This is a genomic window from Coprococcus sp. RTP31081st1_H1_RTP31081_211007 (assembly GCF_040227275.1).
GTDB classification, from domain to species: Bacteria; Bacillota; Clostridia; order Lachnospirales; family Lachnospiraceae; genus Coprococcus; species Coprococcus aceti.
The window spans coordinates 285896-311529 of record NZ_JBEHVP010000002.1; the positions used below are offsets into that span (position 1 = coordinate 285896).

The following is a 25634-nucleotide window of genomic DNA, read 5'->3' on the forward strand; positions in this document are numbered from 1 at the left end:
ACGGATTCAGGTATTATTAAATTTTTCATGCCCATCTAATATATATGCAAACTCCTTATTATTTACAGATATCTCAATATCACTATACAGTTTCTTAAGATCCGTTCTCGTAGCTTCGACAACTCTTGCATCCGCAATATCATTGATTCGCATTTCTTCCATGTGTTTTCTCAGCAAAACATCTCTGACTATCGCATAATTAATCATGTCATAGCTATAATGTTTAAATATCTTTGTATAAATGTTTTTCCCCTTTTCTACTATTCTTACGACATATCCATTTTCATCCACTTCGACAAAAACCTTACCATCCTCAGGATTTTCAACATTAATGTATTCTGCTTCTATTTTATCTGCATTTGTATAATCGTGATAAAGCTTATTGACCTGTATAGGCACCCTTTCTTTTATACTATCTATTGCATCAAATCTATAGATAGTCTTTGCTTTTTCAAATAAATCTGACAGATCGGGATATTCCTTTGACAAAACATCCATATTTCTCGCAAGTGGCAATGCGCTGTTAGATTTAATACTGATTGCATAATCAACAAGCTCATTGAACAGCTTAATCGTTTCTTCCCTTCTATGCATGCTTTGCGAAATCAATGCAATCGAGTAATAATAGCCCATGATATCCGGTATAAAATCTGTGTTTTTAAAAGGATATTTCATATCCTGTAATGTATCCAGAACTACATCGACAATTGCATCATCCTCAGCGAACACCGCCATTTTCTTAAAATCTGACATAGCGCCCGGTACACGAGCATAAGACGCTAACTTTTTAACAAGCTTCCATACAGGTTCCTTCATTTCTTCAGAAGCATGTTCCATCAATGGTAATGTCATCTTCTTATGGCTATAATTCTTTATTTCATCATCGCTTGGAGTATTTTTCTTCATTTCTTTCCCTCACAAATTCCGATTTCTCAGTTTCAAAAACTGGAATTTTCACACTTCGTCAACTAATGTTTTTTCTTCTCTATAAAGCAAGGTCACAACAAATGCAATAATTATCAAAATATGTAATACAATATGATATACATCAGGAACATATCTTCCATCCACATTTATTAATTGAATGCATTCTGAAAAATAGGCAATCTTCTTGTCCATTTCTCCCATAAATCCTCTTCCAAATAAAGTATACCATTCATGACTTAAGAACTGAGTGACAAACCACCCTGCCAACCATATCAAATGTATATTCCTTCCAACATTTTTTGTAACTAACATTAAAACGAATGTAATTGTCGGAATAAGCATAAATAGCCATTCTTCCTCAAATGCACCTGTTACCAAGTATTTGTCTCCAATCTTCAATCCTATCATTGAAAGAAAATACCACAGTAAAAGAATTATATTTACAATTATTAAATGTGTTTTTTTCATAAATCATATCTCCTAGACAATTCTTAAAATTCCGATTTATCAACGTGTAACATAATTAAATCATATTAGAAATGGGATAAACTATGTACTTTTCTTCAAAATAATATAGTTATTTTTCCGTATGATACTTATATCCCCTCAATTTCTTTTTTACTCCAATTAATATAAGATAGTCACGATAACAATCACGACAATCCATCCTACCTTTTCCATTTTATGTGAACAAAACAATCTCCACACCATCGGTCTTCTAATGCTCATTTTATCATATACTGTTCAAGCATAGTCGGTGCGATATCCATGGCTACAAAAAACTCTTCTGGCAACGTGCAAAGCTCTTGGCTTATAAAATCTTCCGCATCAATATACTTATGATCATTTTCCGGATCATAACATTTCTCATGATTTGCAAAAATAACTATTCCCTCAAAACTCTTCTCAATCTCATAAACAGCATCTCCCGGTACATCATAATTTAGGATAGTGACATGTAATCTATCCTTTGCATCAAGACTGTCGGCAATATAAAATTCATCACAAAATGGCAACTTATTCTCGACAGCAAAATCAATTGTATGCTGGAGATATTCCCTTAAAATCTCTCTGTCCAGCTTATACTTAAAGCCCGAAAAAAAATTTTTCATTTTATTAAATAAACCCATATATCAAATCTGTCCCTTCATATAATTTGCTCATAATACTGGTTATACACTTAAATAATCTTTATATTCTTTATCTAAAAGTTTCTTAAATTCTTTATAATCATCCCATTTAAATGTAAAGCCACATCTTCTTCACTCAAATCTGTACCTTTTTTATTATATTGTATGCAATATCCCAATTCCATCCTTTGAATATTTCCGTTTCAAAACTCTTCGTCTTCATCGATTTCTTCATCTGGTTGAATCTCACAAACAAATTCAATATTTCTTTTACCGAATACATCTGTCAGATAAGTAATCTCTTCTTCATTCATTGTAAAAAATGACCATTCATTCTCGCTGACAGTTATTTTCTCCTGTTCTGTTGTCGTTACCTCCAAAGTGATAACGTTCATGCTTCCCTTCACTGTTTCAAACAGTCTTGTCAATCGTACCTTTGCCAGATCCAGTGCAGTCAGCTTTCCACCATATACAGATACAAGAAAGTTCTTTGTCAAATATATCCTAAAATCATTAAACCAGAGAGCTTCCGGCTGATTACATTCTTCGTCAATCTGCTCTGCCAATGGATGTCTGTATTTTTTAATCGCACGCACCTGGGTTAATACCATCGAAATTCCAATCAATATTAAGATGCCTCCGATATCCAGATTCACAAAATATCCTTCCTTGAGTATTTTTCCATAGGTAAGCTTCGTCATACATATATAAATAAATTTGTAATTGATATACTCACTTATTATTTTTTTTACGTTCTCGTCAGTCACAACTTTCGTCATGCCTTCCACTCTTGCCGTACCATTCTCTTCAACTCTCTGCTTCAAATCTGCAAACTGTTCCGGTTGCATCCCTACAATATAGCTTTCCTCTGCCGTTGTTACAAGGTAATATCCTTCATATTTATTTTCTGCCAGTTTCTCCGGTACCTGGATAATATCAATATATGCTGTCTGATTCGCAGGATTGGCTTCTTCCTGTAATACCTGTTCAAATGGTCGAACACAATCCATCTTTCTCTTTGTCTGAATCAATCCAAATGCCACCAAAAATATTCCTATCAATAAGAGAATCATTCCGATCGTCCGCCACATTTGATTGAATTTGTATTCTTCTTTTATATGCTTATTCGTATATTTCATGTCATGTATTCTCCTACACTTGATTTTTCTCTCACACATAAATGCTCTAACGCTGTTTTATTATAAAATTGTCTGATTTGTTCCCTACAAACTGAAATTTTCGAGTGTGTCGCTAAATTAGATTTTTTCATCAATTATCATTACTAAAATACTCATTTCTAAGTATGGAATAATAAACTTCATCCACAATACCTTGATTACAGGTTCCCGACTGCCTAATTATTCCTTCTTTTTTCATTCCCATTTTCTGCATTACACTTCCTGAGTTTGGATTACCTGCAGCATGCTTTGCATATACACGTTTGACTTTTACTTCTTCAAAAAAGAATTTTACCAATGCCCTTCCTGCTTCTGCAGTTATACCTTTTCCCCACCATCTGCTTCCAATACCATACCCGAGCTCCACACTTTCTGTTGCCTCATCGAGACTTACTACTGATATATCTCCAACCAGTTCATGCGAATCTTTTAACTCAATTGTCCAAAAATAGAAATCCTGCTTATCATACGATTCTATCCAATCAATTAGTAATTGCTTTGTCTCGTCGACATTTTTATGCGGTTGCCAACTTAAAAACTTTGTTACATCTTTTTCTGTTACCCAGTTTTTAAACATGATTTCTGCATCATCTAATACATGTCGTTTAAGAACTAATCTATCTGTTTCTATTCTAATTGTGCCCTTATGTTCCATACGCATCCTCCACCATCAAGAAAATTCCGATTTTCCAGTTTCCAAAAAGGATTTTTCAAATTAGTCTTTGCAAATAACCTTTGAACCTTCACCATCAATTACAATTCCCTGATGGTTGTTAATAGGGCATAGATTCAAATCCGAAAACTCAGTCATTATTTTCTCGGTAACTTTCTTAAATGGTGCTGTAAGATAATGCGGAAGAACATAGAAATCAATCAAATCAAGCCCTGCATCATCTTCTTGTGAGTAGTCCTCCGGCTTTTCATCCATTTGCTCGATATATTGGATGCTTGGAGCGCATATAATTGCGCCTGCCGACTCGCCGATCATCAATTTTCCATTTGCCAATTCCTTTTTTAGCAACCCATCAGTTCTTGTTTTACGGAGTTGGTCCATAAGAAAGAAAGAATTTCCGCCGGTAAAATATATTACATCTGCATCTTCAAAAACAGACTGTATCGTTGAATAAGCCTCCGTTGAAATATCAATTTCAGTTACGATTGCTCCCAACTTTTTGAATAATTTTCGAGCCGAGCCGACATAACCGGTGTAGCCTTCACGCAACGAAGCTGTTGGAATAAATGCGACTTTCTTATTTTCAATTTCTTCCTTTATCAGACTTCCTACACTTGAAAAGTGCGAACATAAAAATAGTTTCATCAATATTCTCCTTTATAAATCCCGATTTCTCAGTTTCAAAAACTGAAGTTTATTTACTTTTCTTCACAACCGGATTCTTAGAAAACATATCTTTTATTCATAATCCAATTATAAACACTCCGAAAAGTGACCATATAATAAACCCTGTCATATTGTTTCTCCTTACAAATCGAATTAAAAGCCACCATAATGAGACAATGTCTCTGTTGCAAATTCTGTACCAACTCTCATAGCCTCGTAAATATCACCAATTAACATATGAGAACACACAAAGCCTGCATGGTAGCTATCTCCGCAACCAGTAGTATCAACTATTTCTAAAGCTTCATCAGCCGGGACAAAATACTTTTCACCATTATAATATGTAACACTTCCTTTATCAGCTAAAGATGCATTAAATAGTCCTTTATACTTCTTGGAAAATGCTTCAAATATCGGAAGAATTGATTCCTCTCCACTAATCAGGAAATAATCTATATATGGTGCATATTTTTCCATCTCCTTAAAATTACGATATTCTACAAAATCCACAGCCAATCTGAAGTTATTATTCTTTTTTAAATCTATAATTTGTTCAAAACAGCCTGCCCAGAAATGTATAAATACAACCTCTGATTTTTTTATAAAGTCCAATTCGTCTTGATTCAATATCATTTTATCAACAATATCACCCGTCCATGAATCATCTTTGTAATATCTGTCACCGTCAGCCGTAAGATATGTACGATTATTTGCAGTTACTTTATCCTCTTCAACTCTTACATGGCTTACATCTATTCTCTTATCAGAAACAGAATCCATAATAAATTTTGCGTAGGAATCCTGTCCAACCGCACCCAATATTGAAACATTAAACTCCTCAAATTTTGATGCATGAACTGCAAAATTAAGGGCTTCACCACCTGCACGCAATTCATCTGTTCCATCAAAAACATCTACACAGAGGCACGGAAGTGCCACTAAATTTATCATTCTTGTACCTCCCTAAATTCCGATTTCTCAGTTTCAAAAACTGGAATTGTTCGAGTTTTTCAAATACTAACGTCCTTAATTTTGTTCAATAATTGATTTATAGTAGTTACCAAAGTCAGCAAGTGAATTAACAATTGGAAGCATTTTTGTTCCAAGTTCCGTTAAGCCGTATTCAACTCTCGGTGGCTGCTCATGGTAATCGTGGCGATATGCCAGTCCATCACTCATCATTTGTCTTAAACTATCTGTCAAAACCTTTTGTGAAATACCATCTATACTTCGTAGTAGCTCATTGAATCTCCATGGACGCTCTTTCAAGTTACGCAAAATCAGCAATTTCCATTTTCCTCCGATGAGAGATACTGCTGTTGCAACTGGGCATTCCGGTAATTCTTCTTTTGCTCGCATAATTCTCACCTCCGAGTCTATTGTAACACATTCATTTTTGAGTGCACAGTTACAAAAAGGTGCGTACCATGACATTTTCTCCCAAAAGATATTTCGGTTAATATATACCAAAATATCTTCTAGAATCTTTCCACATTCATATATAATATAAACACAAAAAACGGCAGACCGTCGGTTATATGACCATCTGCCTGTTACCTGCTATAATACTATTTTCCGTGTATCACCAGTCCAGCAAACTGGAATTTATCTATTAACTCTCTTAACTTTCCCCTATTTTCAAGGCTTCCCGCCATTGAAAATTCTATATATGTATCCTTTTCCCTTGTTTTTGCCCTTATGGGATAATTACAAGGGAAAATTCATTATTCAGTTGTTTAATCATTGCCTGCTACTTTATCAAGAATTCTTGCGGAAGTCCGCTTTGCTTCCCTTGTAGCATGGGCATAGACATTCATGGTGGTACTCACGTCTGAGTGTCCTAACAGTTCCTGCACATCCTTAGGCTGAGCCCCGTTGGATAAGAGGTTTGTCGTGTAGGTATGCCTTAATGTGTGGAAATGGAAACCTTCAAGCTCCGGTACTTTTCTTCCTGCTGTCCGGCAGGCTGTTTCTATGGTTGCCGGAAGTTCCAGACAGCCATCCTCCCTTAAGCATACAAAGAAGATTTCGGTGTAATCCTCTGGCACATTTTCTGTCATTCCCAAATTGTAATACTCGTAATGCACTCGATTCTTTTCCATTACCTCTCTGTAAAAATTCCGCTGATAAAGTTCTCCATACTGAAAACGGTTTTTGTGTTGTTCCTTTTTTGCCTTTCTCAGAATGTCTGCGAGGGTATCGCCAAAGTCAACAACCCTGATCTTTTTCCACTTTGTCGGACCGATTTCGTGCTTATGGGTAGCACCATTGTAGCGGATGCTCCTGCGTACAGTGAGATACTGTTCTTCAAGGTTGATATCCTGCCATGTCAGACCTGCTACCTCTCCAAGTCTGAGACCTGTAAAGTATGCTATCTGAACCGGAAAAATCGCATCCCCACTTCGTTTTCCAAGCTGTTCAATCAGTTTCCGGTACATTTCAAAGGAAAGCGGTTTAACCTTGTCTCTGTCTGTGGCTGTTTCATCCGCAAACAAATCTGTTTCTTCCTTTTTATGCCTCATCACCACATACTGCATTGGATTGAAGGTAATAAACTGTTTCGGAAATACCGCAAACCGGAATGACTGTTGCAATACTACTGAAAATGACCTTACATAATCAATGGAATATCCTTTTGATATAAAATCTCCCACAGTGCCTCCAAATGAGAGCAAATCCATAAACTCCTGCAGGTGTACCGAAGTCACCGTTTTCAGTTTCCTTTTGCTGATAGGGTGTTGTTTGATTCTCCCAATTGTCTGAAGATAATTGCCAACCGTTCCATTACTCAATGTGCCTGTCTTTAATTCTTCCTCAGCCCACAGGTCAAGCAACTCTCCGAGTGTGATGTTTTCAGCCTTTGCAACAAACCGCTTGGCTTCATAATCCTCCATTGCCTGCCTCAACAGCTTTTCCGTTTCGCTTTTGTTTTCCGTACCTGCAAATTCCTTCTGCACCAGATTACCGCTTGCATCTTCCACATAGAAGCGGTAGTACCATTTCTTGCCTTTCTTTCTTACAGAACCTTTTGCCATAATCGTTACTCCTTTCGATATCGACAATCGGAACTGATGAAATGCTTTCTGCGTGTAAGTATATCATAACTCCGGTTGTCTAATCTATACCGGTTCGGAGTCTTTCTCTGAAAGAAGATTTGCAAGCCTTACGGCTGCCGTTTCGGGATTCTTGGAATAGAGCCTTACAATGTCGCCCATGTCGTTCAGTGCGTTTACCGTATGGGTGATTTCCCTAAGGAACATAATCTCATTATATTCCTGATTGGATTCAAACCCCATTACTTTTGCAATTGTGGCATCTTCCGTATTCCCTTTAAAATTCTTACAGGCATATTGAAAGGAATCAACGAATAATTCGTATTCCTTCAACATCAGCAGCAGTAAATCTTTGGAAAAATCCGCTTCGTCTGCCTTCATATCATAAGGCAGTTTGGAGAGAATGGAAGTCATGGTATCACGAATCTGTAATTCCCTTTTATCCGTAACATCACTTGTCATTTCTTCCGTCTCGCCCTTCAGCCACTCCACTGATACATGAAGTGCTTCCGACAGACCATCCAGAACAAGCTTCTTGGTGTTGTCAATCGTTCCTGCCTCATACCGCTGTATGGTGGAAGCGGTAACTCCCATCTTTTCTGCTATATAAGGCTGGTTGACACCTAATTCCAGTCTGCGTTGTTTTGCCCTGCTACCGATTAACTTGCGTAATTCTTTATCTTTCATTCTGATACGCCTCCTTTTTCGGTATGGCTAAAGTATAACACAGTAAAAGTAGCATTGCAATATGCAAGTCAATAATTACTTTTAAAATTTCGTAACGCTTGACAAGAAGATATAAAAGTTATATAGTAGGCATAGTTACAAAATTGCATTATGCAATTCAAGAGGAGGTGTTTTAATGACAGAAGTGAAGATTGCACTGTCCATTGAGGAAGCTGCCGACTATACGGGTATCGGCAGAAATACCCTGCGGAAACTGGTAGAATGGAAAAAGCTTCCGGTATTGAAGGTAGGACGGAAAGTCCTTATCAAAACGGATATGCTTGAAAAGTTCATGACCGCCAATGAAGGCAGGGACTTAAGGGACAAAGGAAATGTCAGAGCTGTCACAAGAAATGTGACAAATTAAATAGGGACAGTCCTAAGACCATCCCTAAGGTATGTATCTGACCGAAGCCATGATATACCTACACGCAAATAGATTATACCATGTGCTTCCTCTAAGATACAACCGGAAATTTAAGAAGTGGGGAAGAAACTTTTTTATACAAGCCCTCGGCGTTTGAGAGCGAAATACACCCCTCGCACAAATCTTACGATTTGTACTCTGTGTATTTCGCCCTGCTGGGAGCTTTTCGCCGACAGGCGGATATGTTCGTAGACAGGCTACCTATGTAGCCTACTCACTTTCACATTAGAAAGTTTCCCATCCTCATTTCTTGCAGCTTCGTACTTGGCAGATACGGAAAGGAGGAAGCACATGCCAAGAAATTCATTTATTCAGATGACGAAGCTCCACAATGTCCGGGGAAGAATTTATTATATTTCAAGCCCAAAGAAGCAGGAAAATCTGTATGCGGTATATGAAACCACAGACCGTAATTTTTGGACTGACCTTGCAAAATATAATCAGGCAGAATTTAAAAAAAACGGTACGGAGGGGAAATGTATTGAGGCAAGGGAATTGATCATAGCCCTGCCGGAATCTTTTACGGAGTATCCTCCAGACAGACTGTTGCAGATATTTACAGACCATTTCAGACAGACTTACGGAACGGACTGTATCGCAGCCCTGCATCACAATAAGCGGAAAACCAACTATCACATCCATCTCATTTTTTCGGAGCGTACACTCTTGGAACAGCCCATAGAAAAGGTTGCCACCCGCAATATGTTCTATGACGAAAAGGGAAATCATGTACGCACCAAGAAAGAGATACTTGATGAAGAAGGAAATATCCGTAAAAGGTGTAAGGTGATTCACAAAGGTGAGGTATACGAAAGACAGATTTTCTCCATTAAGGATAAACACTTCAAGGCTGAAAATTTCCTTGATACCGTCAAGCAGGATTATACCAATCTTATCAATCAGTATGTGTGGGATAAAAGCCAGCGGTTAGAAGTTTTTGAGCGTGGCGGTATGTATCTTGCCACCAAAAAGATTGGTAAGAACAATCCGAAAGCCACCGAGATTGAGGCAGACAACAGTAAACGCACCTTGTGGAATCAGACTGTTGACAGAGCGATTGTAACGGGTGTTTCCAAGTCAGAAATCATGCAGATAAAAAAGGAACGGATAACGGACAAGATTGTGGAATCCGTATGGCTTTACGGAAACAGACCGAATCTGTTATCTTCCATTATCGGTACTGCCATTGCAGTATTAGAACTGTTAATCTCCAAAGTATTTCTCAAAACTCTGGAGCTTGCAGATAAAGTAATTTCCAAAGAGCTTGAAGCAAGACCGGAGAACACAGATTTCAAAGAGCAGAAAGCTGTACCAGAAGAAAGCAGAAAGCAGACAGATACACCAAAGCCTGCCATACCGCCAAGACCGCAGCCATCAACGGAAGCAGTTTCTTACAAGCACTTATGCGAGATTTATCAAAAGCTGCAGGAACAGAATAAAGCAATTTTTGCACTCGAGAAACAGCGAAGTGACCTTGAAATTGAACTGTCCGACAGCAAAGGTATCTTCAAAGCAAAAAGGCGTTCCGAGCTTTCAACGGAGATAGCCGGATTGGAGGAACGGATTGCAAGAATGAAAGTCCGCTTATCTCATATCGTAAAGGAATACGGGTATCCGAATGTGGAAGCCTTCTACAAGGCATTTCATAAGGCAGAGACAGCTTATGGGGATTATCAGGACAGCCTTAAGAATTGGAAACAACGGTATGGAGAAAAGCCGCAGTCTCTACACGATAGGCTTAAATCTAAGAAACAGGACATTAGGGAGCGAGAGTTAACAAGACCATATTCTCCACCAAACCGTGGAAGGAGTAGATAACAAACGAAAGGAGGCAATTGCCTCCCCTTCGTTTGTTATCTCTCCGTAAAGACTGGAATTTCACCCTCTCGCATAAAGATACAAATTATTTTTCTATTTCCTTATCATATATCTTTTTTGAGTATACCACAGTTACAATTGTTGCTAATAATAAATAAATCAACATAAAGATTGTGCCAGTCATCCCACTTGTAAATACGGTTGTAATGATAGTCAATAACCCCGTAATAATAATACATATTGCACCAAAGCGGTTACTCTTTCTCCATGTATTATCATTGTGCATACTCCAAACGGTTCGAACTCCCACTACTGCATTTCGTTTTGCCTTTGTCATAAAATTTCCTAATACAATAAATATAATACCACACAAAATACATGAAACTTTTGCAATGTCAATAACCGCATGTTCACCACCTGCATTTGCCTGTATCCAAGAAGAATAAAGAATAAAATAATGCATAATCCCGAACATGATTGCTTGCGAAATTCCTACAACACATAATACCTTTGCAGAAGATTTTGCCTCCATCTGTTCCTTTTCTGTATTTGCATTTTTTGATTTTTTCTCAAACACATAGATTAGCAAGTGCCAAAACAGTGTAATAAACAAAATAATTACCGGAAAAATAAAGCTTTCTGTTTTACTTCCCCATCTGTCAGTGTTTCCCTCCAAGTCATGATGCATAGGTATAATATCAGGCATAAACTGTAGTACAACACTTGTAACTACAACTGGTATCATTGCTACTATCCACATTACTTTTTTCATTCTTTTTTCCCTCCAAACTGGTTAACCCATATAATTAATTCATCGAAAACCGTAGTGTTGATTTCATAATAAACAAAGTTTTTCTCTTTATATTCAGATATCAAATCTGCGTTTTTTAATAATTTTAAATGATAAGAAAGAGCAGCCGGTGTGATCTGTAATTTTTCAGCAATCTCTCCAGCATTTAATCGCTCATTTCTCAACATCATAAGAATGGCTCTTCTCTGGCTATCTGCCAACACTTTAAAAATGTTAGTTTCTCTCATATCTTTTACCTATTTAAAAATCTCTTTAAATAGATTTTAGCATACGTTTTGTCTTTTTACAAGGACTATTTAAAAATATTTTTAAATAGAGAGGACACACTGAAAAATCAATGTGTCCTCTCTATTTACCTTAAGGCAAAATTCAAACATCTAGAAACTTAAGATTCCTGCCTCTTATTATGGAATAACCGTACGTTCTATATATTTTTCTGGAATTTTTAGTACTAGACCTCTATCATGATATTATATTAGCAAAATCACCACGTATCTAAACGATCCTCTGCATCAACCCATACTTGCATTTCTCCATCCAAGTATAATCTTGCATATTCTAATGGATTATCAATAGCCAAAGCATTCAACGAACACTGGGAGCCGGGAGTAGTTCTCAATCCTTCCTCTGCCTTATTGCAATCAATTCTAAGCACTACATTTTCAAACGTGGTTACATCTATGCTATTACATTGCGGATTATATCTTGCATAAATCAATCTCATATCTTATCTGTCCTTTCCTTAATTTTCTAAAAGTTTTGAAAGCATTTCAATCCGTTCTTCCTGCCATTTTCATTTCATGTTATAATTTGTTACTGGATTTTCTTTCCCTTAATTTTGCCCTTGTGAGCATTCGTAACATGAGGGAAAAGGATATAACACAAGGGAAAGCGTAAGGGCAAACTCACTCGCTACAAATTTAGCATTTTCAAGGGGTTGCGGACTTCATGAGGATAAGATATAACAGTTAATAAATGTTATGAATTAAGTCAAATCAAAACTGGAATTTGTTATTTATATCCTCTTAATAAATCTCTTTTGTTCTTTGTCATCTCTATATCCATTAGTCCTATAGAACTTATGCGCTTCAACTCGAGTGGTTCCAGAATTCAAACGAACAAAGTGAATATTTTTTTCTTCGCTCCATTGTTCAACAGCTTTCAATAACAGACTACCAATCCCTTTATGACGATATTCCTCAGCCACTGCCAAGCCCAGAATATTTACCATTGTATCATAATACAATACATCATACTTTTCTGCATGAACAAAGCCAACTACCATATTATTTATTTCCGCAATGAATACAATTTCTCTTGAATCATCCAATTTCTTCATTTTTGACTGCACTAATTCTATTCCGCAGGTATAGCCTAAATCCTCGCCACAAATCTTGCATATTGCAGCACTATCACTTGCCTTAGCTTTTCTAACCACAAACACTTATATCCTCCTATAAATTCCGATTTTCACGTTAGGTTTCATCCAAATATATTTCTATTTTGCTGAATACCTTATCTTTACAGAAATCAAACTCAGGAGTCTTTTTGATATAGCTGAATATATCTTCTTCAATATCCTCATTCCATATAGTTCGTTGAAAATCTTTATTTTCTTCCGTTGGAATATATAACACATCCACATGAATTTGATAATACTCTTCCTCATCATTAGAAAATTGTCTAACCAAAGAAAAGTTAAACATAGGTTTTCCTGTAAAAGAATAGGTTCCTGTTTCAAATAAAATCATATCTTCTTTAAGTGGCATATTACACATCTCTTCGAACACGCTTACTATGTGTTCCAGGCTAGAATTATCTGAAATGCTATTTTGCAAATATCCTAATAAACTTTCCTTTGATATCTTCTTAAATCTATCAAATAATCCCATTTGAACCCTCCTGTAATTTGTACTTATAGGCTCAGCATAAGCTCCCAATATCATGTGTGATATATTATTACAACCAAACTCTAACCCATGTTGTAATATCGTTCTGATTCCATAAAAGACTAAATAACCGCCTTGCCTATTTCCTCAGCATCTGCATCAGCAAATAGTATAAATTCTTTGATGATTTCATCATATGCATATTGTCTTTTATGTGATTTTTTCATCGAATGTATTATATACTGATTATCTTCAGTGATTTTAACACGAACATAATGATTATTTTTCCAAAAAGCTACTCGGCTTCTATATTTCGTATTTTTCTTCCATGCAGCATTTTCTTTTCGCTCATTAGGCGTCAACGAAGATAAAGGACTGTTGACCAATATCATTTTGCGTTCTTATACGAAAGCAAAATATGGCTTGGCGCAAACAATATTGCTGCGATAAGCAACAGAATTGATCTGCTCATAATTCCACTAAACAAGAACAAAACTGAGGGAATAACAGATAGCGCCAGTGCTCTGAATATGCTGCTCTTCTTAAAGCAAATTATCCAAATTGCACAATACAACACTACTAATATCGCGTCCACAATAAGGTATATGGCAAATGCTTCGTCAGACCACCACCCGAACCATGTTCCAGGAATGTTAATTATCATAAAACCAAAGCAGCCAAACCTTCCTATCTGTTCTACAACCTCAACATATTTATTGCTCCATTTGTTTTGAAATCCCTCTTTGCATCTAACTGCAAAAATAATATTGGGTATCATAATAACTGCAATCATTATCAGTCCGAATATATTTAACCAGTCCATAACTTTCTCCATAAATTCACATCACCACATGCCCTTGTCTGGACGCACCACTGAATTTTATCTGATATTATCATAAAATCTCTGCAACACGATCGCCAACTCTTCCGGAGCTTCTATGTTTGCTTCATGACCTGTTTCCGCAAGTTCATGGAAACAGGCGTTGTTCAAATATTGGCAAAGTTCTTTTGAAGTTTTTTTGTTTGCAGTGTCATTTTCCCCACAAATGAGCAATACCGGACAAGACACCTTATGCAGGGAGTCACTGAAATCCAATTCAGCCATCGTCCCGCACAGGCTGATAACATCCGCTTTTTTGAAACCCATTTTACTGAATGCCGAATTCGGCATAAGATGAAACAACATATTCTGAACTTTCAATAATTTTTGAGGCATTTTATACTGTGCTGCAATTAATACGAGCGCTTTTACTTTATCTGGGTGGTCTATAGCATAATTAAGTGCCAAAACAGCGCCTAGAGAAAGCCCACATAAGACAATTTCATCGTTCACCTTGTCACATTCTGATGAGAATGCCGAATATAATTCCTTATATGTAGCAGATTTTCCTTCTAACATCTCTGCCAAACTTAATTTGACACTACTTTCCGATACCTTCGTTTCTTTTATTACTCTATTCCAACTGTCTGGTTTTTGTCCTAGTCCATGCAAATACAAATACTTCATATATTGTCACTCCTCCTCATGTGGGGACGTTCCTTCTCAATAGAATTCCAGCCTGTGCTCCACCAGCTCACTTCCCTCATATACGAGCTTGAGTGAGAAAAATCTCTTCTCCCCTTCAAGTAGCATTTTCAGGAATATCGCATCCCCGCTCCACGTCGGAAGTGTTGGCACAATCTCTTTATCTATCCATTGAAGATCACCCTCATCGCATATCTGGACATCCCCCTCAAATCCATCTGCGGTGAACAGGCACATAAGCTCATTCTCGCACTCATTGCTTATAAATGTCACCAGACCTCTGAATCGATATGATGTAAGCGTAAGTCCCGTCTCCTCCTTTATCTCCCTGAGAAGGCAGTCTTCAGGACTCTCACCCTCCTCGGCATGTCCACCTACACCGATCCATTTGCCTTTATTAATGTCCTTCTCCTTCTTTGTCCTGTGGAGCATCAGGTATCTTCCATCTTTCTCTATGTAACAAAGTGTTGTCATCTTCATAATTACTACTGTCTCCTTACCCTCTTTTGCACGTTTCATGTCGCAAATACAATTAATCTTTCTCGCTCCGTTCTCTGCTGTTCACTATGTATATTCCTGTGCACACCAGCACCAGCGACACCAGGCTTACCGGGCCAAGTGCCTGCGCACCCTCGCGGAGCAGCCATGCCGACAGTATCACGCCGAATACCGGATTCATAAATCCAAATACTGCAACCCTTGATATAGGATTATACTTGAGCAGCATTCCCCACAGAGAATATGCCACCGCCGATACAAGAGCCAGATATATGAGCATCAAAACTCCACCTGTTGATACGGTGCTGAGTCTGCCTCCCATGGCAAAACCGGCAGCCGACAGAATAATTCCGCCAACTATAAACTGGTAGCCACTGAGCATAACCGGATTGTGTTTTACCGAATATCGCTTCAGGAACACCGATGAAAATGCATAAGCCACTGTCGACAGAAATATCGCACCCTCACCTGACAAGCTCATATGGAAATTCATTCCATTCATGTTTATAAGTACAACTCCCGCAAATCCAACCAGACAGCCAAGCATCTTCTTTGCAGTGACATTTTCCTGATGGAATATGAATCCTGACACTATGATGGCAACGAATACATTTACTGCCTCTATGATGGACGCCTTGACTCCGCTTGTATGTGCGAGACCTATATAAAAGAACAGGTATTGTATGACTGTCTGCAGCATAGCAAGCCACACTATTTTGCCGGCGCAGCCCTTCTCCGGCTTTATGAACTTTCCTTCCAGCAGACTTCCAAATATCACGGCAAGGATTCCCGCCAGCACGAATCGCATACCAGCGAACAGTATCTGTGCCGACGTATCCGCACGCTCTATATTCCACAGTCCATAACCTATCTTTATACAAGGAAACGCACTTCCCCACAACAGGCAGCACAGCACGGCACCGAACCACACAACACTGGTCTTCTGCATCCATTTGTCGTTTATCTCTATCTTTTTCATATTTACTTCTCTCTCGTGTCTTTTATATCATAGACTAACAACATTATATACGATTATAACTGCCAGTCTATATTCTTTGCATTCTCAGCAAGCAGCAACCTGGTCGCAAGCTCTTCATCATCCAGTTCTACATAGTCACCATTTGCATAATATCTCCACTCGGCTGTCATCTTTTTCCCTGTAAAGTTCGTCTCCCTTATGACCCAGAACTGTTTTGGAGACAATCTCTCCTGATTATTTTTCATCAACGTATAGCACTCTGTGTACTTGCAATTCTTTACTAGTTCCTTGACATCCATAAATGTCTCACGATTCTGAACCTGACATATAAGCAGACTGCAATTCTTCTTTGGTTTTCTCTGTACCCTCTCAATGGATATATCAAACCATGAACACAGTATCATATATATCAATATGTATACAAACAAATATGCTATGGAAAATACGACATCACCTTTATCGCCAATAATCTTGTATAGGAACCATTTATTAAAATAGAACAGGATCACGCCAGTCAGAAATGAACATAAGATCAGATCTGTGAACCACTGGCCGGCTATGATCAGCCCATGTGTGTTACGTGAATCTGATAAAAAGCGCAGTATCCATAGAATCAACAGTGTGCCAACCGCCAACACAAGAGCCGCTATGCCAAGATGCACACCTGAGTCAAATATCCAATGCCAGTTAAGCGGCAATTTTATATGTTTTATATCTTGCAAGAGGTACTGCACATCAGGATTCCACACCGTATTGCCCCAATATATGAATCCCCATACTGCACCTATCACAAATAACAAAATCTCCTTTTTCCATCTTCCCCTCATAATGTACCTCCATTCTTAAGCATCTTTTATTGTATATATATGGAAAGTATATTTTTATACACGAAAAAAGTCAATTTTCTTTCCCCATTGGCGCGACTTGTTTTTGGCAAATATTTCTTCAATTATCTCCTCGTATATGATATGCTCTAGTTAGTTTATGCTAACCATATAGATTATTTACAAGGGGGATTACATGGAACAGAAAGAAAAAATTAAATACCAAAGGAACTGCCTGCTGGGCGCGCTCGGCGCAGCGCTCCTGATCGTGGGGGATCTGTGTATCAGCATAGTACCCGCATCACCCGCGGACAAAGGACTTTATGTGAGGGGGGCATATCTGAACGGGGATTTCCAGCTGTGGAGAGTGGCTCTGCTGCTTGTGACAGGTCTTGTCGGTATGTTCTTCTATGCATTTGGCATAGACGCCATATCGGAGCAGATACTTCCCAAGTACCGCAAGACGAGGGCACTCGTCAAATACGCAGGGCTCATGTATGTCGCGTCCGCCGCGACACTGCATTTTCTCGTGGGAACACTCGCTTACTGGGTAACCTATCTGTCTGAACACATTGGAAGAGAACAGGCCATCGCATATGTTGACGACTACTACAATCTGCTCTTTCCAGCCGTCAGCATAGTGTACATACCTACGGCACTGCTCATGCTCACAAGTCTTATATCGCTGCTGGCAGGCAGAACTGTCATGAAGAGGAGCATGATCGTATTTCACATCATCACATGGCAGCTTATATTTGTGCTCATTCCTGACATCAGACAGGCCATGGGCGCCGACATATCCACACTGGATTATGTATTCAGTCAGGCATCAGGAAACACCGCCTGCCTCATCTGGCTAGTTGCCAGCTTTGTATATTCTAAAAGAAACAGCAATTAACAACCGTCTCCAAACTAATTCAAACATATAAAAAGTTCCATGCATCTGCACCGTGCAGACACATGGAACTTTCTTATTACTCTATATTAACTTCAACCTACAGCATACCCTCTTTTATAATATCGTGGTCTCTCAGTACCTTTTCAATCACCGTGCCCTGGATCTTCTTAAGTATAGGTCTCTTGAGCTTGTTCAGAGGTCCAAGATTTATCTCAAGCGGAGATTTGCCATCCATGAGCTTCACGCTGCTGTCCAGCAGTTCACGGATATCGTACACACTTCCCCACACCTCTGGAACACCTCTGTCCACACCGAGGAGTCCATACACAGCCTCCATGGCAGTTCTCACCGAATACTCTGTGGTGAACACTGTGTCACGAGGAGTGTCGGCGAACTGTCCGAGGAATGCAAAGTTGGTGCATCCGTCCGGAATTACGTCTGGTCTGTCGCCCTTTGCCCTTGGCATGAAGAATGCGGTGATATATGGCATCATAGTTGGCACACAGACTGCGCTGTTTGTGGCCAGTTCCTCGATCTCATCTTCTGGCACTCCCAGATGATAGAGCCACTCCTCCGTGATCTCCTTACCGGTACAATCCTTCATAGGCTTCTTGATATAATCGCCCGGAACATCTGTGAACAGGCCATATACCCATACACACACCTTATCCTTGTCCTGGGTCTTGAACTGTCCCTGTCTGTTGATGGTCCAACTCATCAGCCAGCTTGAATCCTGACAGCTCACGATACCACCCGTGACAACCTTTCCTGTTCTCGGATCACGCTTGCAGATATCCACGATGTATGGGATGATCTTGTCGTCAAGCGTTGTTACTGTGGCCGACTCCCAGTTTGTCTTAGATATATCAGAACAGAACTTCTCAGGATGGCCAAATGAAGGATCCTGTGCAGCTATGTTCTTCCACAGGCTCCAGCAGCCGCTTGTTCTCACCTCTGCGTCACCATTTGGCGCATGATTCTGATCACCGTAGATAGTTCCCTCCGTGCAGCTTCCATTTGTGACAAATACAAGATCGTTCTCAGTGAGCGGGATCCCCTTCTCAGTTCCGTTTACCCTGCACTCGATGGTCTTTGCTATCTTCTTGCCGTCTCTCATGTCAAATATGACATTTGTGACCTCCGTGTTGTACTGGAATGTCACGCCCGCCGCCTCAAGATACTTCACCATCGGAAGGATCAGCGACTCATACTGGTTGTACTTCGTGAACTTGAGGGCCGAGAAATCCGGAAGTCCTGAGATGTGATGTATGAATCTCTGGAAGTAAAGTTTCATCTCCAGCGCACTGTGCCAGTTCTCAAATGCGAACATCGTCCTCCAGTACAGCCAGAATGTTGAATCAAATACCTCATCGTCAAATACATCCTCTATCGTCTTGTCATACAGATCCTCATCCTTTGTCATGAAGAGCTTCATGATTTCCATACAGCCCTTCTGGCTCAGATTGAATTTGCCATCTGTGTGGGCATCCTTGCCTCTGTTCACTGTTGCTCTGCACAGTGAGTAATTTGGATCCTCCTTGTTCAGCCAGTAATACTCGTCAAGAACCGATGCCCCTGGTGTCTCTATGGAAGGTATACTTCTGAACAGATCCCACAGGCACTCGAAATGGTTCTCCATCTCACGTCCACCTCTCATGACGTAGCCTCTGGCAGGATCAAATATTCCATCGCACGCACCGCCCGCTATATCCATGGCCTCAAGAATATGGATATGTGAGCCCGGCATCTGTCCGTCACGTACAAGGAAGCAAGCTGCTGCCAGTGATGCAAGACCACTTCCCACTATATATGCGTTCTTGTCATCCACACCCTCTGGCTTTCTCGGTCTGGCAAATGCCTCGTAGTTACCATTTGTATAATAGATTCCCTTACTGTTCTTCTCATGCTTTCCGCGCTCCGTATTGCGGTACTCAGCATGTTCAGCCGCAGCCTTATCCTTCTGAACTTTTGCCTTATTATGATTTTTAACTGTGAGAGCTGCTGCTCCTGCGCCGGCTGCTGCCACCGCTGCTATCCCGATTCCCAATTTCTTCTTTGACATAAGCAATTCTCCTTTCAGTTTGCCGTCTATATCCATCTCATGCCCCTATAATAGCTTGCCCAATTTTTATTTCATATTTACAAAAAAAGTGGAATGATAAAATTTTTATCATTCCACCCGTTTTGTATAACTCTATATTGCATATGTACTCTAGCGATACCTTCTATCGCCGCCCTTCTGCCTGTAATATGCCGCCTTGTTCTCGTACATTCTCTCATCTGCAGCCTTTACTATCTCGTCAAATGACTCCCAGTCCTTCTCATCACTTGACACATAGCCACATGATATCGATACGGATTTCACCAGCTGTCCAGACCATCCACGCACAACGTCATCAAACTCCTGCTGCACTCTCTTCAGCCTTCTGGTATTTACAAAGATGATGGCTGCAAATTCATCACCGCCCATCCTGTACACCTTACCATAGTTTCCAAAACACTGCTCCATACACTCGGCAGCCCCCTGAAGCAGTTCATCTCCAGCCGCATGTCCCAGGGTATCATTCACTGGCTTAAGCCCATTTACATCCATGGACACATACACATATACAGAATCTCCCGGCAGTTCCCTGACATCATCTATATATGCGCTCCTGTTATAACATTTTGTAAGCTCATCTGTATAAGACCGTCTTATCAGCTTCTGCTCCCGTTTCTTATCTTCATCTATGTTTCTGGTGGTAAATATGACTTTTAAAGGACGTCCGTCCTCGTCAACATCTATCGATATAAATGACAGTCTGAACCATCCAAGATCCTTCACCATGAACTCACCTGATACAATCTTTTTCTTGATCAGCCTGTCCCCAAGACTATCAAGATCCATGAATTTCTGGGCACTTGCCTGATGTTCATCCACAACCACCTTATGAACGATCTTCCTCATAAGTTCCTTCGCCCCTGCTGCCCGCTCACCTGCCCTCAATATCAGGTCTCCTGCGGTATAGAGTGCAAATGTATCATGTTGAAGATCAAGCATATGCATGCTGTAATACATCCCCGACATGGATGTCAATATTGACAGCTGTTCATTTCTCTCCCGGTTCGCACGGATCACCTTCATCACCATGTTTACCACCAGGCCGGCGGCAAAACACAGATACAGTGCCATGATAACCATGATTGCCATATTACTCCGGCTATTCACATCCATTCTATATATGACCCCGATCACATACTCTCCGGATCTTCGGAATACACATCTGTTTCTAAATCCATTAATCCTTCTTATGCCTGTAAAACTGTCTTCATCGTCCGGCAGCATATCATCAGTCACCGAAATGCCGATCTCATCAAGAGTAAGCCCTACTACCGGTTCATATGAACATCCATATATTTCTCCCGATTCGCCATCTGCCACTACAACACTCAGTCCATCATACATAGGCATATTGGCAACCACCGTGGATATCTCATTCTGTTTTACTTCATTCAGAAGTCTTCTCGGCTCGATTCCAACCTGTATCATCTTGGTTCCATCGTCGTTCCATGTTATTGCATACATCATCTTCTTACCATTTGATGTGTTCGGAGTGACATCCTGACACATGGTGAGATTCTTGTCATCAAGCATCGGCTTGAAATACGCCATCTGCTCCCCGGAATCAAAGCTATATCCAAAATATTCGGGATTGGTACCAGCATATATCACGCCATCCGTATTAAACAAATGCACCTCATCAACAGATATAAGTGCAGCAATCTTGCGGAGCTCATCCACATCATTTGCCACCTCAGGCTTTGCATCAACTATATACGCCACAGCCTTAGCCCTGACCATATAATCTTCCTTGAGGGAGTCTATCAGATCTTCCTCGCTTGCCTTATTCTTCTCAATTACATTGCTGACCTGATCCAGCAGCACCTGCGAGGTTCTGTCAAAACTCCTGTTATTGATAAAGCTCAGTATGACCGCCTGGATGACCATAGCAACCAGCACGATCCCCCCTGTTATCAGTATTATCCCCGGCAATCTCTTTTTCATATCTGATGTTCGACTCATAAGTGCTCTCCCGTATATCCCCGTAGTAACAGGTCTCTTTATCCTGATCAGCCTTCTGCTTTTACATCTCGATTTCAAAATTATGAATAGAATTTGCTATATTTCCACGAAGCGTGGTGCTAAGCTGCTCCACTATTTTATGATAATCGTCTTTCATCCCCTTGTCTACCCAGTCAAGCATAATCCCAACAAATCCATACTTGTAAAAGTCTGCGATGAACTGCTTATCAGCCTCCGAAAGATTATCCCCTGCACATTTCTCATCGACTACATCCGCTATGAGCTGATACGACAGCTTATACAGATAGTTTTCTATCTTAGCCTTATCCACCGACCTGTATATATTTGCGATAAATGGCTTGTTCTCCAGCACAGCCTCAAACACCTGTATCATGCCCTCCTGCCAGGTATCGTAGGTCTTCTTATCCTTCAGTGCCTGCTTCCCATCCTCTATACACACCCACTCGGCAAGCTCATATATGTCCTGAAAATGATAATAGAATGTCATTCTACTTATCCCGCAGTCTCCAGTGAGATCCGCTATCGTTATCTTGTCAAATGGCTTCTCCTTGAGAAGCTTTTTCAGAGATGCCTCAAGTGCTTTTTTAGTTGAATTTGCCATGCATACCTCCTGTTATCTAAGCTGTTCATATCATCCTTATAAACAAACATACTCATAAAAAACAATGTTGCTTCTTATGAGTATATCTTTATGTTTATTATATTCTTTTTTCGACAATTCTCTACTTAAAAATGTTATATTTCCTTATCTTTCTTCTGATCTTACGTCTGTTCTTCTCGTCTCCAAAGAAGCTGCTGAGCTTTTCAACAAACAGTGTCAAATATCTGAACATAGATTCCGCAGCAAATGCAAATACAACCATGAGCAGGAAACATATGTTGGATATCGACTCTATGGCAAACAGCCTGCCGAGGAAAAGGCCACAGAACAGCAGTCCGATTATGTTGATAAGAAGTACACCATACTTCATCTTGTTGAACGGATGGCTGATCTTGATTATTATCATGAATCCGACAACCGCAAGAAGCATTGTGCCGGCTGTGGCTATGTCCTCACTCGGGAGATTGAAGACCTGTCCGCAGATTACAAGTGCTCCGACCGACAACACATCCGTGAGTCCTGCAGGCAATGCTTTTAACATGACATTTACCATAAAGTTTCCCTCTATACGATCCCTGTTCGGCTCAAGTGCCAGCAGGAATCCCGGCAATCCTATGGTGAACATGCTTATGAGCGATATCTGTGAAGGCTCCAGCGGATATGTGATCGCAAATATCGCTGAGAATATGGCCATCAGCAGTGAGAATATATTCTTAACAAGGAAGAGGCTTGCTGATCTCTGTATATTGTTGACCACCTGTCTTCCCTCAAACACCACATATGGCATACGTCCGAAATCCGAATCCAGAAGCACCGTCTGTGCCGCCTGCGCAGCCGCTTCACTTCCGGATGCCATTGCAATACTGCAATCGGCATCCTTCATTGCGAGTATATCATTTACACCATCACCAGTCATGGCAACCGTGTGTTTCTGTTTCTGGAGCGCCCTGACTATGAGCTGCTTCTGTTTAGGCGTAACTCTTCCAAATACTGTATATTTATCCACAGCCTCAGTTATATCCTTCTCAGACGCCAAAGTGGACGCATCCACATAGTTCTCCGCTCCATCTATGCCTGCCCGCTTTGCCACCTCTGATACTGTGGCAGGGTTATCTCCGGATATGACTTTTATGGCAACGCCCTGCTCTTTGAAATATGTAAATGTGCTCTCCGCATTTTCCCTTATTGGATTTGAAAGCACTATATAACCAATAGGAGATATGCCTCCTAATGGTCTTACCGAACCAATAGAATCCTCTCCTGACTCCGCCATAAGAAGGACTCTGTATCCCTTGCTCTGGTACTCCTCTATCTCTTCGGATATATCCTCATACCTATCCTTCATTATAAACTCCGGAGCACCAAGCATATAGTCTCCCTCGACAAATGACACCTTGCTGTATTTGTTCGCTGATGTGAAAGGCTGTGTCTTGAGCAGTGTCCTGCTGCCCTTCTCTATCTCATTCTTAGCCACATAGGCTCTGATCGCCTCCATTGTGGCATTGTTGTCCTCAATGACCGCCGAGTAATCCGCCAGCAGATGTGCAAATGCTCTCTTGTCCATCTCGGCATCGCCGCATCTGCCGCTTATCACCAGCTCTGTAACCTGCATACCCGGCTCAGTGATGGTTCCGGTCTTATCAACACAGAGTACATCGACTCTCGCGAGTGTCTCTATACTCTTCATGTCATGCAGTAACACTTGTTTCTTCGCAAGTCTTATTGTGCTGAGCGCAAGCGCAACAGTTGTGAGCAGATAAAGTCCTTCAGGGATCATTCCGAGAACCGCCGCAACCATCGATACAACACTCTTCTTGAATGTCTCTCCATTCATGATATACGCCTGGCAGAACAATATGATTCCCACTGGTATGATGATGATTCCAACCCATTTTACAAGCTTGTTGATGTACCTGATCATCTCTGACTGTTCGCCATCACCCATGGCCTTCGCCTGGGCTGTGAGCTGTGATATGTATGACTCATTGCCCACCTTGTCAAGCTTGGCATAGCACTGCCCGGACACCACAAAGCTTCCGGACATGAGTCGATCACCTGATTTCTTCTTGATCTCATCCGACTCACCGGTGAGCAGGGCTTCATTTACCGATATACTGCCGCTGAGCACCGTAGCGTCAGCACATATCTGATTGCCAGCCGACAGAATGATGATATCGTCCTTAACCAGTTCCTCTGATTGTATCTGCTGTTGTTCTCCGTCTCTCACAACTATCGAATGCGGCGCATTTAACATGCTCATCTTGTCAAGAGTCTTTTTTGCACGCAACTCCTGAAATATTCCTATAACCGTATTGCCTATGATGACCGGCAGGAACGTCAGATTCCTGAATGAACCAACGATACATAGCAGCACCGTAAGTATGAGGAATATAAGATTGAAGTATGTAAGCAGATTGGACTTGACGATCTGCCCCACTGTCTTCTGCGTACTTATATCCGTGTGATTGGTAAGTCCATTGTCGATCCGTTCCCTTACTTCCTCCGAGGTAAGACCCATGATCGGGACTCCCCGTGTATCCAGATTGTTTTCTGAGTTTGTATCCAAATAAAACACCTCTTCCTGTGTATATGGTCGGCAAATGTTATGCATCGAGCAGCATTTTGCATCGACTGTCCATGACATCTCATGATTTCTTTAACAAAGTTCTATTATAAGTACTCCAAGTAAGGTTATTCAAGGATGATGGCAGATATTTCATATTTTTTTAAGAAACCTTGTGTCTTATTAACGACAAGCGGACAACCATCTGGTTTGAGATATAGTTGATGACTGAGTCGGCTAAACAAAATGAGCATAACACATTTCCCATCTGGGTATTATTGTGTTACGCTCATTTTTTATGCAAGCCGCGAACCAGGATCCGCATCTACATCATATTCTATTATCATAGCATAAGCCATATTTG

At 40.3% G+C, this 25634-nt stretch carries 28 protein-coding genes; 3 read left to right on the plus strand and 25 right to left on the minus strand.

Translation table 11 applies throughout. The annotated features are described in order from the left end of the window. Positions 1-6: 6 nt before the first annotated feature. The 10 genes from ABUA31_RS05420 to ABUA31_RS05465 all read right to left on the minus strand — a co-directional run bounded on the left by ABUA31_RS05420 (position 7) and on the right by ABUA31_RS05465 (position 8314). A complete protein-coding gene (locus tag ABUA31_RS05420; protein WP_055145662.1) occupies positions 7-906 on the minus strand; it encodes a hypothetical protein in 900 nt (299 codons plus the stop codon). Between the two features lie 48 nt (positions 907-954). Further along, entirely contained in the window at positions 955-1395 is a 441-nt protein-coding gene (locus tag ABUA31_RS05425; RefSeq protein WP_015534084.1) for a hypothetical protein, read from the minus strand. Positions 1396-1652: 257 nt separating this feature from the next. Then, positions 1653-2057 (minus strand): hypothetical protein, encoded by a 405-nt coding sequence (locus ABUA31_RS05430; RefSeq protein WP_015534085.1) that lies wholly within the window; start codon positions 2055-2057, stop codon positions 1653-1655. A 203-nt stretch (positions 2058-2260) separates the two neighbouring features. Continuing rightward, complete coding sequence (locus ABUA31_RS05435) at positions 2261-3196, minus strand: hypothetical protein (RefSeq protein ID WP_055145659.1); 936 nt, start codon at positions 3194-3196, stop codon at positions 2261-2263. A gap of 130 nt (positions 3197-3326) precedes the next feature. Then, the gene (locus ABUA31_RS05440) at positions 3327-3890 is read right to left on the minus strand and encodes a GNAT family N-acetyltransferase (RefSeq protein WP_015534086.1); all 564 of its coding nucleotides are present in this window, start codon (positions 3888-3890) and stop codon (positions 3327-3329) included. 60 nt (positions 3891-3950) lie between these two features. Continuing rightward, positions 3951-4553: a Type 1 glutamine amidotransferase-like domain-containing protein gene (locus ABUA31_RS05445; RefSeq protein ID WP_015534087.1), complete on the minus strand. Its 603-nt coding sequence runs from the start codon at positions 4551-4553 to the stop codon at positions 3951-3953. Between the two features lie 174 nt (positions 4554-4727). After that, positions 4728-5525, minus strand: coding sequence for a PfkB family carbohydrate kinase (locus ABUA31_RS05450; protein WP_022215831.1), 798 nt, complete (start codon positions 5523-5525; stop codon positions 4728-4730). A gap of 75 nt (positions 5526-5600) precedes the next feature. Next, entirely contained in the window at positions 5601-5933 is a 333-nt protein-coding gene (locus ABUA31_RS05455) for a winged helix-turn-helix transcriptional regulator (RefSeq protein ID WP_015534088.1), read from the minus strand. 377 nt (positions 5934-6310) lie between these two features. After that, entirely contained in the window at positions 6311-7609 is a 1299-nt protein-coding gene (locus tag ABUA31_RS05460; RefSeq protein WP_349818921.1) for a tyrosine-type recombinase/integrase, read from the minus strand. Between the two features lie 84 nt (positions 7610-7693). Beyond that, the gene (locus tag ABUA31_RS05465) at positions 7694-8314 is read right to left on the minus strand and encodes a helix-turn-helix domain-containing protein (RefSeq protein WP_005604344.1); all 621 of its coding nucleotides are present in this window, start codon (positions 8312-8314) and stop codon (positions 7694-7696) included. 175 nt (positions 8315-8489) lie between these two features. Here ABUA31_RS05465 and ABUA31_RS05470 point away from each other — a divergent pair, with 175 nt between their 5' ends. Continuing rightward, positions 8490-8720: a helix-turn-helix domain-containing protein gene (locus ABUA31_RS05470; RefSeq protein ID WP_005604346.1), complete on the plus strand. Its 231-nt coding sequence runs from the start codon at positions 8490-8492 to the stop codon at positions 8718-8720. A 351-nt stretch (positions 8721-9071) separates the two neighbouring features. Further along, complete coding sequence (locus ABUA31_RS05475) at positions 9072-10598, plus strand: MobA/MobL family protein (protein WP_349818922.1); 1527 nt, start codon at positions 9072-9074, stop codon at positions 10596-10598. An 85-nt stretch (positions 10599-10683) separates the two neighbouring features. Here the strand turns inward: ABUA31_RS05475 and ABUA31_RS05480 are convergent, their stop codons facing one another. The 11 genes from ABUA31_RS05480 to ABUA31_RS05530 form a co-directional block, all read right to left on the minus strand. After that, positions 10684-11370 (minus strand): SdpI family protein, encoded by a 687-nt coding sequence (locus ABUA31_RS05480; protein ID WP_015534090.1) that lies wholly within the window; start codon positions 11368-11370, stop codon positions 10684-10686. Next, positions 11367-11636, minus strand: a complete 270-nt coding sequence (locus tag ABUA31_RS05485; RefSeq protein ID WP_015534091.1) for an autorepressor SdpR family transcription factor — start codon at positions 11634-11636, stop codon at positions 11367-11369. The genes ABUA31_RS05480 and ABUA31_RS05485 overlap by 4 nt, the downstream gene beginning before the upstream one ends. Before the next feature lie 257 nt (positions 11637-11893). Beyond that, the gene (locus ABUA31_RS05490) at positions 11894-12133 is read right to left on the minus strand and encodes a DUF6061 family protein (protein ID WP_005604353.1); all 240 of its coding nucleotides are present in this window, start codon (positions 12131-12133) and stop codon (positions 11894-11896) included. A gap of 291 nt (positions 12134-12424) precedes the next feature. Further along, positions 12425-12847: a GNAT family N-acetyltransferase gene (locus ABUA31_RS05495; RefSeq protein WP_055272531.1), complete on the minus strand. Its 423-nt coding sequence runs from the start codon at positions 12845-12847 to the stop codon at positions 12425-12427. Between the two features lie 37 nt (positions 12848-12884). Further along, positions 12885-13301: a hypothetical protein gene (locus ABUA31_RS05500; RefSeq protein WP_349818923.1), complete on the minus strand. Its 417-nt coding sequence runs from the start codon at positions 13299-13301 to the stop codon at positions 12885-12887. Between the two features lie 119 nt (positions 13302-13420). Next, positions 13421-13690, minus strand: a complete 270-nt coding sequence (locus ABUA31_RS05505; protein WP_349818924.1) for a contact-dependent growth inhibition system immunity protein — start codon at positions 13688-13690, stop codon at positions 13421-13423. Continuing rightward, positions 13687-14133, minus strand: coding sequence for a hypothetical protein (locus ABUA31_RS05510; RefSeq protein ID WP_349818925.1), 447 nt, complete (start codon positions 14131-14133; stop codon positions 13687-13689). The genes ABUA31_RS05505 and ABUA31_RS05510 overlap by 4 nt, the downstream gene beginning before the upstream one ends. 45 nt (positions 14134-14178) lie before the next feature. Beyond that, on the minus strand, positions 14179-14805 hold the full coding sequence (locus tag ABUA31_RS05515; RefSeq protein ID WP_349819973.1) for an alpha/beta hydrolase: 627 nt from the start codon (positions 14803-14805) through the stop codon (positions 14179-14181). Between the two features lie 36 nt (positions 14806-14841). After that, positions 14842-15303, minus strand: a complete 462-nt coding sequence (locus tag ABUA31_RS05520) for an NUDIX hydrolase (RefSeq protein WP_349818855.1) — start codon at positions 15301-15303, stop codon at positions 14842-14844. Between the two features lie 52 nt (positions 15304-15355). Then, positions 15356-16300: a DMT family transporter gene (locus ABUA31_RS05525; RefSeq protein ID WP_349818856.1), complete on the minus strand. Its 945-nt coding sequence runs from the start codon at positions 16298-16300 to the stop codon at positions 15356-15358. A 53-nt stretch (positions 16301-16353) separates the two neighbouring features. Beyond that, positions 16354-17127, minus strand: coding sequence for a hypothetical protein (locus ABUA31_RS05530; protein WP_004851542.1), 774 nt, complete (start codon positions 17125-17127; stop codon positions 16354-16356). A gap of 193 nt (positions 17128-17320) precedes the next feature. Here ABUA31_RS05530 and ABUA31_RS05535 point away from each other — a divergent pair, with 193 nt between their 5' ends. Beyond that, positions 17321-18022, plus strand: a complete 702-nt coding sequence (locus ABUA31_RS05535) for a DUF6796 family protein (protein ID WP_004851544.1) — start codon at positions 17321-17323, stop codon at positions 18020-18022. 97 nt (positions 18023-18119) lie between these two features. Here ABUA31_RS05535 and ABUA31_RS05540 read toward each other — a convergent pair whose 3' ends face one another. The 4 genes from ABUA31_RS05540 to ABUA31_RS05555 all read right to left on the minus strand — a co-directional run bounded on the left by ABUA31_RS05540 (position 18120) and on the right by ABUA31_RS05555 (position 25318). Then, positions 18120-20084: an oleate hydratase gene (locus ABUA31_RS05540; protein WP_055223562.1), complete on the minus strand. Its 1965-nt coding sequence runs from the start codon at positions 20082-20084 to the stop codon at positions 18120-18122. Between the two features lie 150 nt (positions 20085-20234). Beyond that, positions 20235-22085, minus strand: coding sequence for a sensor domain-containing diguanylate cyclase (locus ABUA31_RS05545; RefSeq protein ID WP_349818857.1), 1851 nt, complete (start codon positions 22083-22085; stop codon positions 20235-20237). Positions 22086-22146: 61 nt separating this feature from the next. Next, positions 22147-22707 (minus strand): TetR/AcrR family transcriptional regulator, encoded by a 561-nt coding sequence (locus tag ABUA31_RS05550; protein ID WP_349818858.1) that lies wholly within the window; start codon positions 22705-22707, stop codon positions 22147-22149. Positions 22708-22828: 121 nt separating this feature from the next. After that, positions 22829-25318 carry a cation-translocating P-type ATPase gene (locus ABUA31_RS05555; RefSeq protein ID WP_431833916.1) on the minus strand — a complete coding sequence of 830 codons (2490 nt, stop codon included), beginning with the start codon at positions 25316-25318 and terminating at the stop codon, positions 22829-22831. Between the last annotated feature and the right edge of the window lie 316 nt (positions 25319-25634).

Bases quoted from the DNA above. Each gene is read 5' to 3' on its own strand.
- ABUA31_RS05515 (WP_349819973.1), bottom strand. From the start codon at position 14,805: ATGAAGTATTTGTATTTGCATGGACTAGGACAAAAACCAGACAGTTGG.
- ABUA31_RS05530 (WP_004851542.1), bottom strand. From the start codon at position 17,127: ATGAGGGGAAGATGGAAAAAGGAGATTTTGTTATTTGTGATAGGTGCA.
- ABUA31_RS05430 (WP_015534085.1), bottom strand. From the start codon at position 2,057: ATGGGTTTATTTAATAAAATGAAAAATTTTTTTTCGGGCTTTAAGTAT.
- ABUA31_RS05545 (WP_349818857.1), bottom strand. From the start codon at position 22,085: ATGAGTCGAACATCAGATATGAAAAAGAGATTGCCGGGGATAATACTG.
- ABUA31_RS05440 (WP_015534086.1), bottom strand. From the start codon at position 3,890: ATGGAACATAAGGGCACAATTAGAATAGAAACAGATAGATTAGTTCTT.
- ABUA31_RS05455 (WP_015534088.1), bottom strand. From the start codon at position 5,933: ATGCGAGCAAAAGAAGAATTACCGGAATGCCCAGTTGCAACAGCAGTA.
- ABUA31_RS05465 (WP_005604344.1), bottom strand. From the start codon at position 8,314: ATGAAAGATAAAGAATTACGCAAGTTAATCGGTAGCAGGGCAAAACAA.
- ABUA31_RS05555 (WP_431833916.1), bottom strand. From the start codon at position 25,318: ATGCATAACATTTGCCGACCATATACACAGGAAGAGGTGTTTTATTTG.
- ABUA31_RS05480 (WP_015534090.1), bottom strand. From the start codon at position 11,370: ATGAAAAAAGTAATGTGGATAGTAGCAATGATACCAGTTGTAGTTACA.
- ABUA31_RS05520 (WP_349818855.1), bottom strand. From the start codon at position 15,303: ATGAAGATGACAACACTTTGTTACATAGAGAAAGATGGAAGATACCTG.
- ABUA31_RS05450 (WP_022215831.1), bottom strand. From the start codon at position 5,525: ATGATAAATTTAGTGGCACTTCCGTGCCTCTGTGTAGATGTTTTTGAT.
- ABUA31_RS05445 (WP_015534087.1), bottom strand. From the start codon at position 4,553: ATGAAACTATTTTTATGTTCGCACTTTTCAAGTGTAGGAAGTCTGATA.
- ABUA31_RS05425 (WP_015534084.1), bottom strand. From the start codon at position 1,395: ATGAAAAAAACACATTTAATAATTGTAAATATAATTCTTTTACTGTGG.
- ABUA31_RS05470 (WP_005604346.1), top strand. From the start codon at position 8,490: ATGACAGAAGTGAAGATTGCACTGTCCATTGAGGAAGCTGCCGACTAT.
- ABUA31_RS05510 (WP_349818925.1), bottom strand. From the start codon at position 14,133: ATGGAGAAAGTTATGGACTGGTTAAATATATTCGGACTGATAATGATT.
- ABUA31_RS05485 (WP_015534091.1), bottom strand. From the start codon at position 11,636: ATGAGAGAAACTAACATTTTTAAAGTGTTGGCAGATAGCCAGAGAAGA.
- ABUA31_RS05475 (WP_349818922.1), top strand. From the start codon at position 9,072: ATGCCAAGAAATTCATTTATTCAGATGACGAAGCTCCACAATGTCCGG.
- ABUA31_RS05540 (WP_055223562.1), bottom strand. From the start codon at position 20,084: ATGTCAAAGAAGAAATTGGGAATCGGGATAGCAGCGGTGGCAGCAGCC.
- ABUA31_RS05435 (WP_055145659.1), bottom strand. From the start codon at position 3,196: ATGAAATATACGAATAAGCATATAAAAGAAGAATACAAATTCAATCAA.
- ABUA31_RS05500 (WP_349818923.1), bottom strand. From the start codon at position 13,301: ATGGGATTATTTGATAGATTTAAGAAGATATCAAAGGAAAGTTTATTA.
- ABUA31_RS05490 (WP_005604353.1), bottom strand. From the start codon at position 12,133: ATGAGATTGATTTATGCAAGATATAATCCGCAATGTAATAGCATAGAT.
- ABUA31_RS05460 (WP_349818921.1), bottom strand. From the start codon at position 7,609: ATGGCAAAAGGTTCTGTAAGAAAGAAAGGCAAGAAATGGTACTACCGC.
- ABUA31_RS05550 (WP_349818858.1), bottom strand. From the start codon at position 22,707: ATGGCAAATTCAACTAAAAAAGCACTTGAGGCATCTCTGAAAAAGCTT.
- ABUA31_RS05525 (WP_349818856.1), bottom strand. From the start codon at position 16,300: ATGAAAAAGATAGAGATAAACGACAAATGGATGCAGAAGACCAGTGTT.
- ABUA31_RS05535 (WP_004851544.1), top strand. From the start codon at position 17,321: ATGGAACAGAAAGAAAAAATTAAATACCAAAGGAACTGCCTGCTGGGC.
- ABUA31_RS05420 (WP_055145662.1), bottom strand. From the start codon at position 906: ATGAAGAAAAATACTCCAAGCGATGATGAAATAAAGAATTATAGCCAT.
- ABUA31_RS05505 (WP_349818924.1), bottom strand. From the start codon at position 13,690: ATGATATTGGTCAACAGTCCTTTATCTTCGTTGACGCCTAATGAGCGA.